The organism is Allocatelliglobosispora scoriae (assembly GCF_014204945.1).
Lineage (GTDB): Bacteria > Actinomycetota > Actinomycetes > Mycobacteriales > Micromonosporaceae > Allocatelliglobosispora > Allocatelliglobosispora scoriae.
Genome location: NZ_JACHMN010000003.1, coordinates 2667844 through 2684131 on the forward strand (window position 1 = coordinate 2667844; position 16288 = coordinate 2684131).

General features: G+C 71.3%; 14 protein-coding genes. 7 read left to right on the forward strand and 7 right to left on the reverse strand.

Translation table 11 applies throughout. The annotated features are described in order from the left end of the window. Nucleotides 1-78: 78 nt before the first annotated feature. Nucleotides 79-771, reverse strand: a complete 693-nt coding sequence (locus tag F4553_RS38135) for a response regulator (protein ID WP_184846314.1) — start codon at nt 769-771, stop codon at nt 79-81. Continuing rightward, nucleotides 768-2087 (reverse strand): sensor histidine kinase, encoded by a 1320-nt coding sequence (locus tag F4553_RS38140; protein WP_312875546.1) that lies wholly within the window; start codon nt 2085-2087, stop codon nt 768-770. Before F4553_RS38140 ends, F4553_RS38135 begins: the two co-directional genes overlap by 4 nt. A 207-nt stretch (nt 2088-2294) precedes the next feature. Between F4553_RS38140 and F4553_RS38145 the strand changes: the two genes are divergently transcribed. Continuing rightward, nucleotides 2295-2987 carry an ABC transporter ATP-binding protein gene (locus tag F4553_RS38145; protein WP_184846316.1) on the forward strand — a complete coding sequence of 231 codons (693 nt, stop codon included), beginning with the start codon at nt 2295-2297 and terminating at the stop codon, nt 2985-2987. Then, nucleotides 2984-5371, forward strand: a complete 2388-nt coding sequence (locus tag F4553_RS38150) for an ABC transporter permease (protein ID WP_184846318.1) — start codon at nt 2984-2986, stop codon at nt 5369-5371. The genes F4553_RS38145 and F4553_RS38150 overlap by 4 nt, the downstream gene beginning before the upstream one ends. A 230-nt stretch (nt 5372-5601) precedes the next feature. Here F4553_RS38150 and F4553_RS40380 read toward each other — a convergent pair whose 3' ends face one another. Further along, the gene (locus tag F4553_RS40380; protein WP_221470646.1) at nt 5602-6015 is read right to left on the reverse strand and encodes a hypothetical protein; all 414 of its coding nucleotides are present in this window, start codon (nt 6013-6015) and stop codon (nt 5602-5604) included. 343 nt (nt 6016-6358) lie between these two features. Between F4553_RS40380 and F4553_RS38160 the strand changes: the two genes are divergently transcribed. Both F4553_RS38160 and F4553_RS38165 read left to right on the forward strand, forming a co-directional pair. Further along, nucleotides 6359-7975, forward strand: a complete 1617-nt coding sequence (locus F4553_RS38160) for a fibronectin type III domain-containing protein (protein ID WP_184846320.1) — start codon at nt 6359-6361, stop codon at nt 7973-7975. Nucleotides 7976-8063: 88 nt separating this feature from the next. Further along, nucleotides 8064-9632: a hypothetical protein gene (locus F4553_RS38165; protein WP_184846322.1), complete on the forward strand. Its 1569-nt coding sequence runs from the start codon at nt 8064-8066 to the stop codon at nt 9630-9632. Here the strand turns inward: F4553_RS38165 and F4553_RS38170 are convergent. From F4553_RS38170 to F4553_RS42710, 3 genes are read right to left on the reverse strand one after another with little or no spacing between them, the layout of a single operon-like run. Continuing rightward, entirely contained in the window at nt 9610-10323 is a 714-nt protein-coding gene (locus F4553_RS38170; protein ID WP_184846324.1) for a hypothetical protein, read from the reverse strand. The genes F4553_RS38165 and F4553_RS38170 overlap by 23 nt on opposite strands. A 20-nt stretch (nt 10324-10343) precedes the next feature. After that, a complete protein-coding gene (locus F4553_RS38175) occupies nt 10344-11567 on the reverse strand; it encodes a beta-ketoacyl-[acyl-carrier-protein] synthase family protein (protein ID WP_184846326.1) in 1224 nt (407 codons plus the stop codon). Further along, the gene (locus F4553_RS42710) at nt 11564-11809 is read right to left on the reverse strand and encodes an acyl carrier protein (RefSeq protein ID WP_184846328.1); all 246 of its coding nucleotides are present in this window, start codon (nt 11807-11809) and stop codon (nt 11564-11566) included. Before F4553_RS42710 ends, F4553_RS38175 begins: the two co-directional genes overlap by 4 nt. A 369-nt stretch (nt 11810-12178) precedes the next feature. Here F4553_RS42710 and F4553_RS38185 point away from each other — a divergent pair, with 369 nt between their 5' ends. The 3 genes from F4553_RS38185 (at nt 12179) to F4553_RS38195 (ending at nt 15729) form a co-directional block, all read left to right on the forward strand. Continuing rightward, nucleotides 12179-12793 carry a LamG-like jellyroll fold domain-containing protein gene (locus F4553_RS38185; RefSeq protein WP_184846330.1) on the forward strand — a complete coding sequence of 205 codons (615 nt, stop codon included), beginning with the start codon at nt 12179-12181 and terminating at the stop codon, nt 12791-12793. 165 nt (nt 12794-12958) lie between these two features. Continuing rightward, nucleotides 12959-13492, forward strand: a complete 534-nt coding sequence (locus F4553_RS38190) for a hemerythrin domain-containing protein (protein WP_184846332.1) — start codon at nt 12959-12961, stop codon at nt 13490-13492. Then, nucleotides 13489-15729 carry a catalase gene (locus F4553_RS38195; RefSeq protein WP_184846334.1) on the forward strand — a complete coding sequence of 747 codons (2241 nt, stop codon included), beginning with the start codon at nt 13489-13491 and terminating at the stop codon, nt 15727-15729. The genes F4553_RS38190 and F4553_RS38195 overlap by 4 nt, the downstream gene beginning before the upstream one ends. 94 nt (nt 15730-15823) lie before the next feature. Here the strand turns inward: F4553_RS38195 and F4553_RS38200 are convergent, their stop codons facing one another. Then, nucleotides 15824-16081 (reverse strand): DUF2795 domain-containing protein, encoded by a 258-nt coding sequence (locus F4553_RS38200; protein WP_184846336.1) that lies wholly within the window; start codon nt 16079-16081, stop codon nt 15824-15826. Nucleotides 16082-16288 lie beyond the last annotated feature (207 nt).

The following is a 16288-nucleotide window of genomic DNA, read 5'->3' on the forward strand; positions in this document are numbered from 1 at the left end:
TGGGACACGTGTCCCGAATGGCGTCCCGACTTGCCCGGCCCGTCCCGGGCGGTGGCCCAGGATGATCCGCTCAGATGCCTAATCGGCACCTGTCGCAGTGCCGCTGGGGCTGACCAGCCCGGTCTGGTAGGCGACCACCACCGCCTGCACCCGGTCGCGCAGCCCGAGCTTGCCGAGGATGTGGGCGACGTGCGTCTTCACCGTCGCCTCCGACAGGTGCAGGTGCGCCGCGAGCTCCGCGTTGCTCAACCCCTGGGCCAGCAGCCGCAGCACCTCCAGCTCCCGGGGCGTCAGCGCCGACAGGTCCCGGTGGATCGCCGCGGCGTCGTCGCCGCGCCCCGCGAACCGGGCCACCAGCCGCCGGGTGATCGCCGGTGCCAGCAACGCGTCCCCGGACCGGATCATGCGGACGGCCGCGACGAGGTGCTCCGGCGTGACGTCCTTGAGCAGGAACCCGCTCGCACCGGCCGACAGCGCCGCATAGACGTAGTGGTCCAGGTCGAACGTGGTCAGGATGATCACCTGCGGCTCGCCCGCGGCACCGGTGAGGATCCGCCGGGTCGCCTCCAGCCCGTCCATCTCCGGCATCCGGATGTCCATCAGCACGACATCGGGCCGTGTCCGCCGGACCGCGTCGACGGCCTCGGCACCGTTGGTCGCCTCGGCCACCACATCGATCCCGTCAGCCGTCAGGATCATCCGGAAGCCGGTCCGGACCAGCGCCTGGTCGTCGGCGACGACGACCCGGAGCGCACCGGGAAGGTCGGTCACGGTGCCTCCAGGGGAATGAGCGCGGTGACCCGATAGCCCCCGCTGATACGTCGCCCGGCCTGCAATTCTCCGCCATAGACCGCCAGCCGTTCGCGCAGCCCGATCAGCCCGTGGCCGTTGCCGGTGCCGGCGGACGCGGTCGGCTTTCCCCCGCCGTCGGTGACCTCGACCCGGAGCCGGTCGGAGCGGTAGTCGACGACGACTTCCGCGCTCGCGCCGGCGGCGTGCTTGACCGTGTTCGTCAGCGCTTCCTGGACGACGCGGTAGGCGGTGAGCTCGACGCCGGGCAGCAGCGGCCGCGGCTCGCCGGTGACCGTGAGATCGACGGCGATCCCGGTGTCGCGGACCCGCTGGACCAGCGCTTCGAGGCGGTCCAGACCCGGCTGCGGGGTCAGGTCGCTCGTCGCGGCCGGGTCCGGGCCGTCGCTGTCCATGGTGAGCAGGCCCATGACGTGGCGCAGCTCGGCCATGGCGGCCCGCCCGCCCGCCTCCACCGCCAGCAGCGCCTCGCGGGCCTGGTCGGGGCTGGCCTCCATGACCTTGCGGGCGGCGCCCGCCTGGATGACCATGACGCTGACGTTGTGGGTGACGACATCGTGCAGCTCGCGGGCGATGCGGGCGCGTTCGTGCTCGGCCGCGCGGCGCAGTGCCTCGGCCTGCTCGCGTTCGAGGGCGGAGAGCTGCTCGTGCCGTTCGTCGGCGCGATGCTTCCAGCGGCGCAGGCCCGTCGCGGCGACGGCGATCGGGATCAGGATGAGGAAGGGTACGGCGTCGTCGGGCACCGTGGGCAGCGCCGGTTCCCGGATCTGGGTGTAGATGAGCGCCGCGATCGGCAGGCTGGCCAGGGCGAGGATCCGGTAGGGGCTGTAGACGGCGGCGCTGTAGGCGGCGATGACACAGGCGTAGAACGACAGCCGCAGCGCCGCGTCGTAGGAGTCGTAGTCGCTGACCAGGGGAGCCATGCACAGGACGACCCACAGCATCGCCAGCGGGAAGCGGCGCCGGAACACCAGCGGCAGCACCACCAGGAACATGACCAGCGACCAGCCGGTCTGCTCGTGCTCGATCGGCAGGAACGGCTCGGCCACGCGGTGGATCGGGGGGAGCCCGGGCGGGAAGCCGGGGTCGACTTCGACGGGGCCCCGGTACTCGGCGTCGCCGCTCTCGTCGCCCCCGAGGATCGCGAGGATCAGCAGGCTCAGCGCCAGGACCACGTCGAAGATCTGGTCGCGCCCCGACAGCGGCGGCATCGGCCCGGACGGGCGCAGCAGCCTGATCCCGTCCCGCACCCGCTCGCGTACCGCCGTCAGCTTCACCGGGCCATTCTCGCCGACGGCCCTGGCCTGCGGCGTCCACCCTACTGACCACCTGGACTACTCCGCTGGACTACGTCTCAGGGATGACACCGGGGCGCCTCATCCCTGCGCGGGAGCGGAGATGGCTCCGGTGGCCGACGCCCGCCGACCCGCCGCGGACCTAGCTTCAATCGCGCCAGAAACGGACGACGATGAAGGAGATCCGCCATGACCCTCCCGGTGATCGAGCTGAGCGACGTGAGCCGCAGGTACGACGAGGGGCCGCCCGCACTGGACCGCGTGTCCCTGAAGATCATGGCGGGGGAGGCCGTGGCGATCCTGGGACCGTCCGGCAGCGGCAAGTCCACCCTGCTGAACCTGGTCGCCGGGCTGGACCGGCCCAGCAGCGGCACCGTGACCGTGGACGGCGTCCGCGTCGACGAGCTGGGCGAGGCCGGTTCGGCCCGCTACCGCCGGGCCAAGGTCGGGATGGTGTTCCAGTTCTTCAACCTCCTCGACGACCTGACCGTCGCCGACAACGTGATGCTCCCGGCGCAGCTGGCCGGAATGGCCCGGGGCACCGCGCAGACCCGCGCCGCGGAGCTGCTCGGCACCCTCGGCATCGACCGGCACTCCCGCGCCTACCCCGGCCGCCTGTCCGGCGGCGAACGCCAGCGGGTCGCCGTCGCCCGGGCGCTGATGAACCGGCCGCCGCTGCTGCTCGCCGACGAACCGACCGGTGCCCTGGACACCGCCTCCGGCGACGAGGTCCGGCAACTCCTCAACGACCTGCACGCCGACGGCCAGACGATCGTCCTGGTCACCCACGACCTGGCCCTGGCCGAGTCCTGCGCGACCCGCACCGTCCAGCTCGTCGACGGCCGGGTCGCCGCCGACACCGCGGTGGAGCGGGCCCGATGAGCGCACTGGGCCGGGTGGTCCGCGCCGGGGTCGGCCGGCGCCGGGTGCAGACCGTCGTGATCGCGATGGTGGTGCTGCTCGCGGTGACCGCCGCCGTCCTCGGCGCGACCCTGATGGTCGCCTCCAACGGGCCCTTCGACCGGGCCTTCGACCAGCAGCACGGCGCGCACCTGACCGCCGAGTTCGACGCGACCAAGGCGACCCTGGAGCAGGTCGCGGCATCGGCCGGGGCGGCCGGGGTCACCGCGTCGGCGGGACCGTTCCCGACCACCGCGATCAGCCCCGAGTCCGAGGGCGCCCGCCACCTTCAGCCGATCACCGTGGTCGGCCGGACGGACCCGGGTGGTCGCGTCGACGCCGTCGCCCTCACCAGCGGGCGGTGGGTGAGCGCGCTCGGCGAGATCGTCGTGCAGGGCGACCCGAGGATGCCGCCCAGCATGCAGCCGAAGGTGGGCGACGTGCTGTCGCTGCCGGACCTGCCCGACAAACCCTCCCTCACCGTGGTCGGAGTGGCCCGGTCGGTCAGCGGGACCGCCGGGGGGTGGGTGACGCCCGCGCAGGTCACCGCACTGATCCCGGCGGGTCGGTCCGGTGGATATCAGATGCTCTACCGCTTCGCCTCCGCCGACACCGCGGCGCAGATCGACGCCGACCGGGCCGCGATCGAGGGCACCGTCGCGGCGGGAGCGGTGGCCGGCATGCGGTCCTGGCTCACCACCAAGGCCGTCAGCAGCGGCAACACGATCCTGCTGGTGCCGTTCCTGATCGCGTTCGGGGTGCTCGGCGTCCTGATGGCGGTCCTCATCATCGGCAACGTCATCGCCGGTGCCGTCAGCACCGGAACCCGGCGCATCGGCATCCTCAAGGCACTCGGGTTCACCCCGAACCAGGTGGTACGCGCCTACACGGTCCAGGCGCTCATCCCCGCCTCGGTCGGTGCGGTGCTGGGAGTCGTCACCGGCAACGTGCTCGCCATCCCGATCCTGGCGGAGACGAACTCGATCTACGGCACCGCCGACACCGGCGTCACGCCCTGGGTCGACGCCGTCGTGCTCGCCGGGGCACTCGCCATGGTGGCGGTGACCGCCTGGGCTGCGGCGTCCCGGGCCGGGAGGCTGCGCACGGTCGATGTGCTCGCGGTGGGGCGTACCCCCGGGCCTGGTCGTGGGCAGTGGGCGGCGCGACTGGCGGGACGGTTCCCGCTGCCGCGACCGGTCACCCTGGGGCTGGCCCATCCGTTCGCCCGGCCGTTGCGGACGGCGACGATCGTCATGGCGATCGCCTTCGGTGCGGCCTCCGCGACCTTCGCCGTCGGGCTGAGCGCCTCCCTGAACGAGGTCCAGGCCACCGAACGGCACGGCGACGTCGAGATCACCCCGGGACGGCAGATGTCGGGGCCGCCGCCGGAGGGGACGCCGCCCGGGGGCGAACCGGGAAGGGTGGCCATGGGTCCGCCCGAGGCGCCGGACCCGGTGGCGGTCGTCAAGGCGATCACCGCACAGGCGGGCACCAGCGGATACAGCGGTGTCGCCCGCTCGGAGGTGACCGTCGCCGGGATCACCGAGGAGCTCGACATCGTCGGGTTCACCGGCGACAACTCGGCCTACGGCTACCGGATGATCTCCGGCAGCTGGCTCACCGGGCCCGGGCAGATCGTGGTGGCGAAACCGTTCCTCACCGCCACCCACACCACGATCGGCGACAGCGTCGTCCTCACCGACCACAGCACGCCGATCACCGTCCGGATCGTCGGCGAGGTCTTCAACTCCGAGAACAAGGGCCTGGAGCTCCTCACCGATGCCGCGACCCTCATGGCGGCCGAGCCGGACCTGAGGCCGATGGAGTACAACATCACCCTCAAGCCGGGCACCGACGCGGCCGCCTATGTGGCGTCGCTGAACACCGCGCTCACCGGGGCCGGGGCGACCGCAGAGGTCACCGAGGACGACACGGCCGAGTTCATCGTGATCGTCGACGCCCTGGCGGCCCTGCTCACCCTGCTGCTCGTCACCGTCGCGGCGCTGGGCGTGCTCAACATGGTCGTCCTGGAGACCCGCGAACGCGTCCACGACCTGGGCGTGCACAAGGCACTGGGGATGACGCCGCGGCAGACGATCTCGATGGTCGTGTCGTCGGTCATCGTCACGGGTCTGATCGGCGGTGCCATCGGGGCACCGGCGGGGGTGCTCCTGCAGCGGCTGGTCATCGGGGAGATGGGGCGCGTCACCGGGTTCAGCCTGCCCACCTCGGTCGTGGATGTCTACCGGCCCGCTGAGCTGGTGGTCTTCGGTCTGGGCGGGCTGCTGATCGCGGTGGTCGGCTCGCTCCTGCCCGCCGGGTGGGCGGCCCGGACCCGCACGGCGACGGCTCTGCGCACGGAGTAGCCGTTCGCTCGTTCGGGTGGTGAGCTGCGAAAGAGAACCCATTTGATTGATTCTGATCTATTTGAGCAGGTAAACTGCTAAGAGGTTCTCGACTTTACTGAGACCACCCGCCCGTCCCCCTCTCGGCGCGGTGGGTGGGGCCACGCCGCCTGTTCCCACTCAGTGTCGGAACAGGCGGCGTGGCCGCGGCCGGTCCACGACCGGCAAACCCCTCCGCCGGGTACGCCGCCTCACGCCGCCGCGGACACCCAGACGCGCAGGGGGCCGATCGGGCGGCAGCCGAACCGGCGGGCCACGGCGAGGTCGTCGCCGTGCTCGTACCCGACGAGGGGTGTTGCCGGGAAGCGGCGCGTGAGGTGCCCGATCAGCCCGGGCCACGCCTGCTCGGGCGGTCCGAAGACGTTGCCGACACCGATCACGCCGTCGCTGCGGTGGGCGATGGCGCCCGCGACGACCTCCCCGTCCTGAATCCCCGCCAGGAGCACCACCCCCGGATCGTGCAGCAGTTCGGGGCGGAGGATCTCCTGCGGCTCGCCGCCCGACCAGCCGGTGGTCCACGCGGTGAAGTCGTCGGTCGCCGACCAGTCGAGGTCGCTGCGGAGATCGGCCCCGTCGTGCGTGATCCACTGTGCTTCGAAGAGCACGGTGAAGCCGCGGCCGGACAGGTCGGCATCGGCGAAGCTGTCCTTGACCGAGCAGCCGGCGCCGCGTTCGGTGCCGGTGAGGACCTCGTTGGCTGACAGGCCCGCGACGAGGGAGACCGCGTCGGGGTAGAAGCGCGGGGTGCGCGCCCGACTTGCCCAGGTCCGCTCGCCGAAGGCGGTCGGGAGGCCGTGCGTGCGGCAGACGAGGTCGCACCCAGCGGGCGTTGTTGCGGACGGTACGCGAGATCATGACGCCATCCAAGCATTGACAACGTCATCACCGAAGTGGAATGTGGGAGCGCTTCCATCGAAGCCTCTGAAAACGCCCTACGGAGGCAATCGCATGTATCGATCACCAACGTCCCGATCGGCTGGCGCCGTCCTCGCCGCACTCGCCATGCTGCTCACCTTCACCGTCGCCACACCGGCACAGTCGGCTGCGGCACCCGTCCGGATCATGCCCCTCGGCGACTCCATCACCGGCGGACCGGGGTGCTGGCGGGCGGTGCTCTGGGACCGCCTGCAGCGCAGCGGGTTCACCGACATCGACTTCGTCGGTACGCTGCCCGGCGGCGGCTGCTCCGTCGCCCACGACGGCGACAACGAGGGCCACGGCGGGTTCAAGGCCACCGGCATCGCCGACCAGAACCAGCTCCCGGCATGGCTCGCCGCGACCCGGCCCGACATCGTCCTGATGCACCTGGGCACCAACGACGTCTGGAACAACATTCCCGCCGCGACGATCCTCGCCGCCTTCAGCAAGCTCGTCGACCAGATGCGCGCGAGCAACCCGAACATCAAGATCCTGGCCGCGCAGATCATCCCGATGACACCGAGCGGCTGCACCTGGTGCCCGACCGGGGTCGCCGCGCTCAACGGCGCCATCCCCGGCTGGGCCGCGGGCAAATCCACTGCGCAGTCGCCGATCACCGTGGTCGACCAGTTCACCGGATTCGACACCGTCGCCGACACCAACGGCGACGGCGTCCACCCCGACGACTCGGGCTTCCAGAAGATCTCCGACCGCTGGTATCCGGCGCTGACCCCGCTGCTCGGCGGGCAGACCCCGGTGCCCCCGGGCGCACCCGGCACCCCCGTGGCGTCCGCGATCACGGCGTCGTCGGTCAGCCTGAGCTGGACCGCCTCGTCGGGGACGGTCGGCGGCTATGAGATCGAGCGCTGCCAGGGGTCCGCCTGCACCGCCTTCGCCCAGGTCGGCACCGCCACGACGACGGCGTTCGCCGACTCGGGCCTGACCGCCGCGACCGGCTACCGGTACCGGGTGCGGGCCACCAACACGGCCGGAGCCTCGCCCTACTCGGGGATCACCGCTGTCACCACCGGCGCCGCCGGACAGCTGCCCGGCACGATCAGCGGGGCGGTCACCGCGAGCGGCGTCACCGCCACCTCGCTGACCGTGTCCTGGACCGCCGCGACCGCCGCCACGAGCTACCAGCTCGAACGCTGCACCGGTTCGGCCTGCACCGGCTTCGCCGCGCTCGCCAACCCCACCACCACCTCGTACGCCGACACCGGCCTCAGCGCGGGCACCACCTACCGCTACCGGGTCCGCGGCGCGAACTCGACCGGCACCGGTCCCTATGCCGCGTCCGTCCTCACCGTCACGACCACCGGCGGCGGGGGCGGCGGCTGCTCGGCGACTCTGACCCTGCAGACCGGGTGGGGCGGCGGCTATGTCATGCAGCCCAACACCGTCACCAACACCGGCCCGACCGCGATCAGCGGCTGGACCGTGACCTTCACCCTGCCCGCCGGGCACGCCCTCACCGGCTCCTGGAACGCCACCGTGACGGTCAGCGGCCAGACCGTGACCGCGCGCGGCATCACCGGGCAGAACGCCGCGCTCGGTGCCGGTGCCGCTACCACCTGGGGCTTCCAGGCCAGCCGGCCGGGCAGCGACACGGCGGTGCCCTCCGGCGCCACCTGCACCAGCCCGTAGCGGCGTCCTCGGTCGGCACCACCGTCGTGGTGTCGACCGAGGAGCTAATCCGCTGTGACCTGCCGCGCGGCTGCGGCAGGATGTCGGGATGAGCAGGACCGCACCGAGCCGCCACGGGGCGACAGGCCCGCCCGAGCGTCTGCCTTCGGGGTTCGCCGAGGCCGTCGACGCGGCGGAGCGCCGTGGCTGGGACGAGGTCGCCCGGCTCGCCGAGGTGCTCGCCGAGATCGAGCGCGGGGCCGACATCGACGCGGCCAGGTCGGCGCTGACCCTGCTCGTCGGCACGCCGAAAGCGGTGGCGCGGCTGGACGAGAACGCCCGGCGGCGGCTGTGGTGGTCGCCGAGGAGCAGACCGGCGATAGACGCCGTGATGTCGCATCTGAACAGCTCCGCCATCGGCCCCATCGGGCTGGCGCTGGCGAGCACCCACGCCGACGGACGGGTACGCGAGACCGCGGTGGCCAGGATCGTCGCCGCGCCGGTCGCCGAGCTCATGCCGTTCCTGCTGCTGCGTACCACCGATTGGGTGCAGCAGGTGCGCGACCGCGCCCGGGCCGGGCTCGCGCTGCTGCTCGCCGACGACCTGGCCGCCATGCTGCCCGCGGCCCTCGGGATGGCACTGCTCATCGACGGGCGGCTGCGGGGCGGCTTCGCCCGGACCCAGCTCACGGCTGCGCTGACCACCGCGCCGGTGGCCCTTCGGCAGCGGCTGGCCGCCTCGCCGGACCGCGAGCAACGCCGGCTCGTGTTCGACACCGGCCTCGCGCAGCGCTGGTGGCGCATCGAGCAGCTGCTCGCGTTCGCCGAGTCCGACGCCGACATCCGCATCCGCTCCCGCGCGGCCGAAGCCGCCTGCCGCGAAGCGGTCTGGACCCGGCGGACGGCGACCCTGCAGCGTCTGGCGCGCAGCGCTCACTCCGAGGTCCGGGTGCAGGCGCTGACGGGCCTGAGCCGGGCCGGATACGACGACCAGGTCAGCCCATATCTCGACGACGAGTCGGCCCTGGTCCGCGCGGTGGCGCGGGACGCAGTCCGCCGTGCCGGCGGGGATGCGCTGGCGCACTACCGCCGGGCGGTGGCGCAGGAGGTCCCCGCTCTCGGTGCCGTCGCCGGACTCGCGGAGACCGGTTCCTCCGGCGATGCGGCGTCGATCGAGCTGCTGCTGGCACACCCGGACGCGGAGCTGCGGGCGCAGGCCGTCCTCGGACTGCTCCAGCTCGACGCCGTACCGGCCGGGAAGGTGATCGCGCTGCTGCGCGACCCGTCGGCCGATGTCGTACGCGTGGCCGGTGCGGTACTGCGGCGGCGGAATGTCGCCGTACCGGCGGCCCTGCTCTGGGAGCTGCTCGGCGATGGGCGTGCCGAGCTGCGGCTGGCCGGATACCGGTTCCTCCGGGCCGGGACCGGGGCTACGCAGCTGCGGGCGGCGCTGATCCTGGCTGCCGACGCCGATCCGCGGCTGGCCGGGCGCGGCCGTGCAGATGCGACGCGGCTCGCCCGGGACGTGGCAGTTCGTGATCAGCGGCGGCCGAGCCCACGGGCACTCACCGTGACGGCCGGTGAACTCGCGGATCTGGAAGAGGTCATCGCTCGGGCCGCCGAGTCGCTCGGCGCGGAGACGACCGCCGTGCTGCTCAGCCTGCGAGGAACTCGGTGACCACTGCGTCGATCTCGCGCCGCCGGGCGAAGATGTCAGCCGAGTCGTCGCACATGAGCAGCATGGACTGCGGGAAGTAGTCCGCGATGGCCTGCGCGACCGGTAGGGGATGCACGATGTCGCCCGGTTGTCCCACCACCAGGACTCGCGTCTGCGGCGCGGGAGTAGCCAGGTCGATTCCGGCGGTGGGGACACCGGCGCAGAGCCAGCGGAACACCGCCTGCGTCTCGGGCAGGATGTAACGCTGGGCGCAGGTGAGAGCCCAGGCACGCGCGGCGACCGTGGAGCGGCCGGGCTCGGCGAGCGTGCTCAGGAGCATCTGCTCGATGGTCCCGACCTGTTGCTGTGCGGCGGCCTCGGTGAGCCCGGCCACGAACTCGGTGCCGTCGAGTCGAGGCTGGTCGAACGCGAACGGCACGATGAGGACCACCGCGTCGAACTGGTCGGGCGCGTCCAGGACCGCCCGCAGCAGTGTGCTGGCGCCCCGGCACATCGCCGCAGCTCGGCGGGCGCCGTGTTTCCGGGCGATGGCGAGGACGACGCCGCTCAAGGCCGCGTAGGGGTCGGCGAGGTCGACCTGGGCGGCGTCGATGTCGGCGAAGTGTGTCGTCGAGTCCATGCCGGCCAGATAACCGAGGCGTTCTCTGGTGCCTGCGAGTGGCGGTACCCAGACGGTGTCGGCGAGGGTCACGGGTCGGTCCTTCTCGTTCGTCACGGAGTGTGGAAGACCAGGCTGGCGTTCTGGCCGCCGAAGCCGAAGGAGTTGCTCATCGCGGCGGTGTGGCGCAGCGGGCGCGGGCAGCCGGTGACGACGTCGAGGTCGATCTCCGGATCGAGTCGGTCCAGATTGGCCGTCGGCGGAACCTCCTGGTGCTGGAGCGCGAGGACGGTGCACGCCGCCTCGATGGCGCCCGCGGCGCCGATCGTGTGCCCGACGATGCTCTTCGTCGCGGTCACCGGGGGCACGGTGGTGAAGACCTGCCGCAGCGCGAGGTATTCGGCGAGGTCGCCGGCCTGGGTCGAGGTGCCGTGGGTGTTGACGTGCCCGATTGCCGCCGGGTCCAGCCCGGCGTCGCGAAGGGCGGCCCGCATCGCCTGGGCCGCCCCCCGGCCCTCCGGGTGCGGCGCGGCGAAGTGGTGGGCGTCGCTGGAGGCGGCGTATCCGGTCAGGAGCGCTCTGATCCGGGCGTTGCGGGCCGCAGCGAAGTCGGGGCGTTCGAGTACCAGCAGGCCGGCACCTTCACCCAGGACGAATCCGTCCCGCTCGGCGTCGAACGGACGGCAGGCTCCTGCCGGGTCCCAGGACCGTTTGGAGACCGCGCTGGTCTGGGCGAGGATCGTCGCGGTGAAGGGCGAGAGCACGGACTCGGCGCCGCCCGCCACCACGATGTCGCAGGTGCCGGCCCGGAGCAGGTCCCGGGCCACGCCGATCGCGGTGGCACCGGAGGCGCAGGCGCTGCTGGTCGCGAACGACGGACCCTGGACCTGCAGGTCCATCGCCACCTCTCCGGCCGCCATGTTGGGCACGCTGCGGGAGGTGGTCAACGCCGACACCCTGGCCGCGTCCCCGGCGGCGATCTGGGCGAAGGCGCGGGCGTAGCGGTGGGTGCTGTTCGAACCGGTGCCGATGATGACACCGACCCGCGTCGGGTCCCAGCTCGCGGTGTCGAGTCCGGCATCACGAATCGCTTCGCGGGCTGCGACGATCGCCATCTGTGCGAACGGGTCGAGCCGCCAGGCAAGGTTCCGTCCGAGCTCGCCGATCGGGTCGAACCCCGTGACGGCGCATCCGAACTCGCAGGGCAGCCCGCTGAGGCGGGGATCGACGGCGGCGAGCGACCGACCGGCCCGCAGACCGGCCCACATCGCGGCTGTCCCCGTTCCCGCCGCACAGACGACGCCGAGTCCGGTGACGGCGATGTCCCGGTCGCTCATGCCTGCTCCTCCTGCGCCATGCGCAGCATGTCGACGACCTCACCGACGGTCGATTGCGCGGTCACAGCGCCCAATGCCTTTGGTGGGATGCCGCATTCATCGTCGATCATGATGCCGAGCTCGACCCGCGCCAGGGAGTCCAGGCCCAGTTCCTCAAGGGTTCGACCGGGGTCCACCAGGTCTGCGGATACGTGCAGCCGCTCCCGGAGCAGCTTTTCCACCAGTGCATAGATGTCGGTCACGTCTTCGCCTCTCTCCGCTCGTTGGGTCCGCCGCCAACGGCGTTCGATCCGGCGAATCAGGATCTCCTCGGGGCATTCGCGCAGGCAATGAAAGGTTCCGCGAGGCGGAAAGATGGTCGAAGACGAGGGGTCCTCAGGCTGAGCTGCCACGGAAGAGAACCGCAGCAACCCGAAATCTTCAAGACCTGATGTTTCACTCGACCCTAAAAAGGAAAATCGGACATTGTGACGATAAATGGTCTTTGGGTGTCTGTCGGTGTGCGACGTCTGGCTGTCCGGGTGCTGCTGGTGACCATTGCTACGGCTACCGCTGCGGCACCTTCTCGTACGGCGGCCGCCATGCCCGTACCGGGGACGGAGACTCGGTTCGTGTTCACGGCGGCGACGGGTACGGTCGCCCAGTCCGGCGACGTGTCCCTGCACGTGGTGGCCGTCGGCGGTGGAGCCGTCGCGTTGACCCCCCACGGGTCGGGCAACGCGTTGCTGTTCCCGGACCGGTGCAGATCGCGCCGCAACGCCTGCCGGGTCATCGTGGAGAGCCAGCCGGACCCGGCCGCCCTCAACCCGGGCGGCCGCCCGTTCTCCTTCGGCGCCGCGGTCCGCATCACCGCCGGCCAGGTGCGACGGGGCGCCAACGTGCTCCAGAAGGGCCTGCGCCAGTCACCGGCCCAGTACAAGCTGCAGGTGGACGCCGGCCGGCCCAGTTGCGTACTGATCGGTGTCGGCGACCACCGTGCCTACATCGCCCGCGGTCGGACAGCGGTCGCCGACGGGGCCTGGCACACGGTGGTGTGCCAGCGGCTCGCCGCGGCGCTCGTGCTGACGGTGGACGGGGCTGAGGCCGCCCGCCGGCCCATCCCCCCGGCTCTGACGGTTGCCAACAGCAGCCCGCTGCGGCTGGGCGGCAAGCACACCGCCGTCGGCAACGACCAGTACGTCGGAGACCTGGACAATCCCTTCGTCACCATCCCCGCCGCCCGGTAGTTCCGCGCGAGCTTGTTTAAAAGATGTCGTTTAGGGCATTTCCCCCTGGAGGGCGTCGGTACTCGGTCAGGATGGCAGAACGAGCTCGCCGACGCGTGCCTACGGCGGGCCCTGCTTGCGCGTCTGCCGCTCGGCCACCCTCATCACATCTAGTGAGGAGACGAAGTGCCTACCACGGCCGACGACGTCATAACGGGCCTGCTGGCCCAGCACCAACAGATCAAGCTGCTCTTCGCCCAGATCGCGACCGCCAGCGGCGACCATCGCAAGCAGCTGTTCCAGGAACTGGTCGGGGTGATGGCGGTGCACGAGAGTGTCGAGCAGGCGCTGATCCACCCCGCCGCCGAGACCGTGATCGCCGACGGCGCGACGGTGGTCGGGCAGCGGCTGGCGGAGGAGGAGGAAGCCAAGTCCGCACTCGCCGGCCTCTACGAGCTCGATGTCGACGAAGCGCAGTTCGACGTGCAGCTGGCGGAGCTGCGCGACGCGGTCGCGGCACACGCGCAGGCCGAGGAGGAGCTGGAGTTCCCGCAGCTCCAGGAAGTGGTGGACCCGGTCGAGCTCGCGCGCATGCAGGAGACCCTGCGGGCTGCTCAGACGATGCTGCCGCTGCCGGGTCCACCGAAGGACGTGTTCGACCAGGTGAGCGTCGCGCTGAGGGACGCCATGACGATGACGGATGGGGAGCAGCGGTCATGACCGGCAAGCCGAAGAAGGCAGTAGCCACGGACAAGGCACCGGCGAAGAAGACCGCGCCGGCGAAGAAGGCCGCGGTCAAGGAGCCGGTGGCGGCGGTCGAGCCGCCGTCGGTGGAGACCGACAACCCCAAGGACGTGCAGCTGGACGCCTACCGCGTCGGATCGGCCGACGCGGTGATGACGACCGATCAGGGCATCGGTGTCGAGGACACCGACAACGCGTTGCGGGCGGGTCCGCGGGGCCCGAACCTGCTGGAGGACTTCCACCTGCGCGAGAAGATCACGAGGTTCGACCACGAGCGGATCCCGGAGCGCGTGGTGCACGCCCGCGGGTCCGGGGCGCACGGCTACTTCCAGCCCTACGGCGACGAGATGAGCCGCTACACCGCAGCCGCGTTCCTGACCGACCCGGCGGTGCGTACGCCGGTGTTCGTGCGCTTCTCCACCGTGCAGGGCTCGCGGGGCTCGACCGACACCGCCCGCGACGTACGCGGGTTCGCGGTGAAGTTCTACACCGAGCAGGGCAACTTCGACCTGGTCGGCAACAACATGCCGGTCTTCTTCATCCAGGACGGCATCAAGTTCCCCGACATCATCCACGCCGTCAAACCGGAGCCGCACAACGAGATCCCGCAGGCGGCATCGGCGCATGACACGTTCTGGGACTTCGTGTCGCTGCAGCCCGAGACGATGCACCACCTGATCTGGGTGATGTCGGACCGGGCGCTGCCCCGCAGCTACCGCACCATGCAGGGGTTCGGCGTCCACACGTTCCGGTTCGTCGCCGCGGACGGGACCGCGACGTTCGTGAAGTTCCACTGGAAGCCGCTCGCCGGCGTCCACTCCCTGGTCTGGGACGAGGCGCAGAAGATCTCCGGCAAGGACCCGGACTTCCACCGCCGCGACCTGTGGGAGTCGATCGAGTCCGGCGCCTTCCCCGAGTACGAGCTGGGAGTGCAGCTGATCGCCGAGGCCGACGAGTTCGCCTTCGACGACCTCGACCTGCTCGACCCGACCAAGCTCGTTCCGGAGGAGGTGGTGCCGGTGGTGCCGGTCGGGAAGCTGACCCTCAACCGCAACCCGGACAACTTCTTCGCCGAGACCGAGCAGGTGGCCTTCCTCGTCAGCAACGTCGTGCCGGGCATCGACTTCACCAACGACCCGCTGCTGCAGGCCCGGCTGTTCTCCTATCTCGACACGCAGCTCACCCGTCTGGGCGGGCCGAACTTCGCGCAGCTGCCGATCAACCGGCCGGTCGCGCCGGTGCACAACCACCAGCAGGACGGCTTCCACCAGCACGGCATCCGGGTCGGGCAGGCCAACTACCACCCGAACTCCCTCGGCGGCGGGTTCCCGGCGGTGGCGGGTGCGGGCGGCGGTGCCTTCGTGCACCGTCCGGACCAGGTCGACGGGGTGAAGGCGCGTAAGCGGGCGGAGACGTTCGCCGACCATTACGGCCAGGCCACCCTGTTCTGGAACAGCATGAGCGCCTGGGAGAAGGAGCACATCGTCGCGGCGTACCGCTTCGAGCTGGGCAAGGTCACCGCGATGCACATCCGCACGCTGATGGTCGACCACCTCAACCGGATCGACCACACGCTCGCGGTGTCGGTGGCGGCCGGGATCGGGGTGGCCGCACCGAAGGCGGCGAAACCCGCCCATGCGCGGCTGTCGCCCGCGCTGAGCCAGCTCAGCCAGCCCGGTGCCGGGATCGTGGGACGGAAGGTCGCGATCCTGGTCGCTCCCGGCGTCGACGCGGGGGCTGTCATCGGCGTACGCGACGCGCTGACCGCTCAGGGGGCGGTGGTGGAGCTGCTGGCACCCGTAGACGGAGCAGTCGAAGCCGCCGATGGGAAGGCCCTGCCGGTGGACCGCGCGATGAACACCGTCGCGTCGGTGCTCTACGACGCGGTCGTCGTGGGTGGCGGCGGAGAAGCGGTGGACGTGCTGGTCGCCGACGGTGTCGCCGTGCACTTCGTGGCGGAGGCCTACAAGCACGCCAAACCGCTGGGCGTCCTCGGCGCGGGCGAGCGGCTGGCGCAGGCGGCCCGGCTGCCCGTCTTCGGGGAGTCCGACCGCCAGGGGGCGCCGGCGAGCAAGCCGATCGCGGGTGCGCTCGACGGTGTGGTGTTCCTCGCCGAAGGCGCCAAGAAGGTCAACGCGTTCGTCGGTGACCTCGTCGTCGCGATCGAGGCGCACCGGCACTACGACCGGCCCGTGGACGGCATCGCCGCGTGACATCGGCGCGGTGGCGGGCGGGCGGTTACCGCCCGCCCGCCACCGCCGCCGGTGAGGAAGGGGAGCGCAGGGCTCAGGCGGGTACGGCGGCCGTTCAGAAGCGGTTGTCTGTCCCCAGCTCCAGGGCCCGCCACACCTCGGCGGGAGTGCAGAACCCGGTCACCGGGTCCAGTTGCCGCAGGATGCTCACGACATCGTCATCGGCCTGATGATCGGTGGCCGCCTTGATCAGGTCCTGGCTGGTCGTGGGGAAGACCGCGCCGTAGACGTACGTGCCGAGGTGGGCGCGAATGTCGCCACCGGCGGAGTCGGCGTGCTTAGCAGGCAGCGAGCTGCCGAATCCGGGCTGCACCGTCCAGGCTGACCGTGGAGCCGCTAGACCCCGGTCACCACGCTCGGGCCCAAAGGTATCGATCATGCCGGAGAGGTACCCACCTAGGAGCTGCGGAAAACCTCCTCCGCCACCGGCGGTGTGCCGACTGCTTCAGCAGAGCCGCAATCGGGGCCGGTTCCCACCCTGGAGCGAGTCTGGAGGATTCATGTAGCCCTATTTCTTACG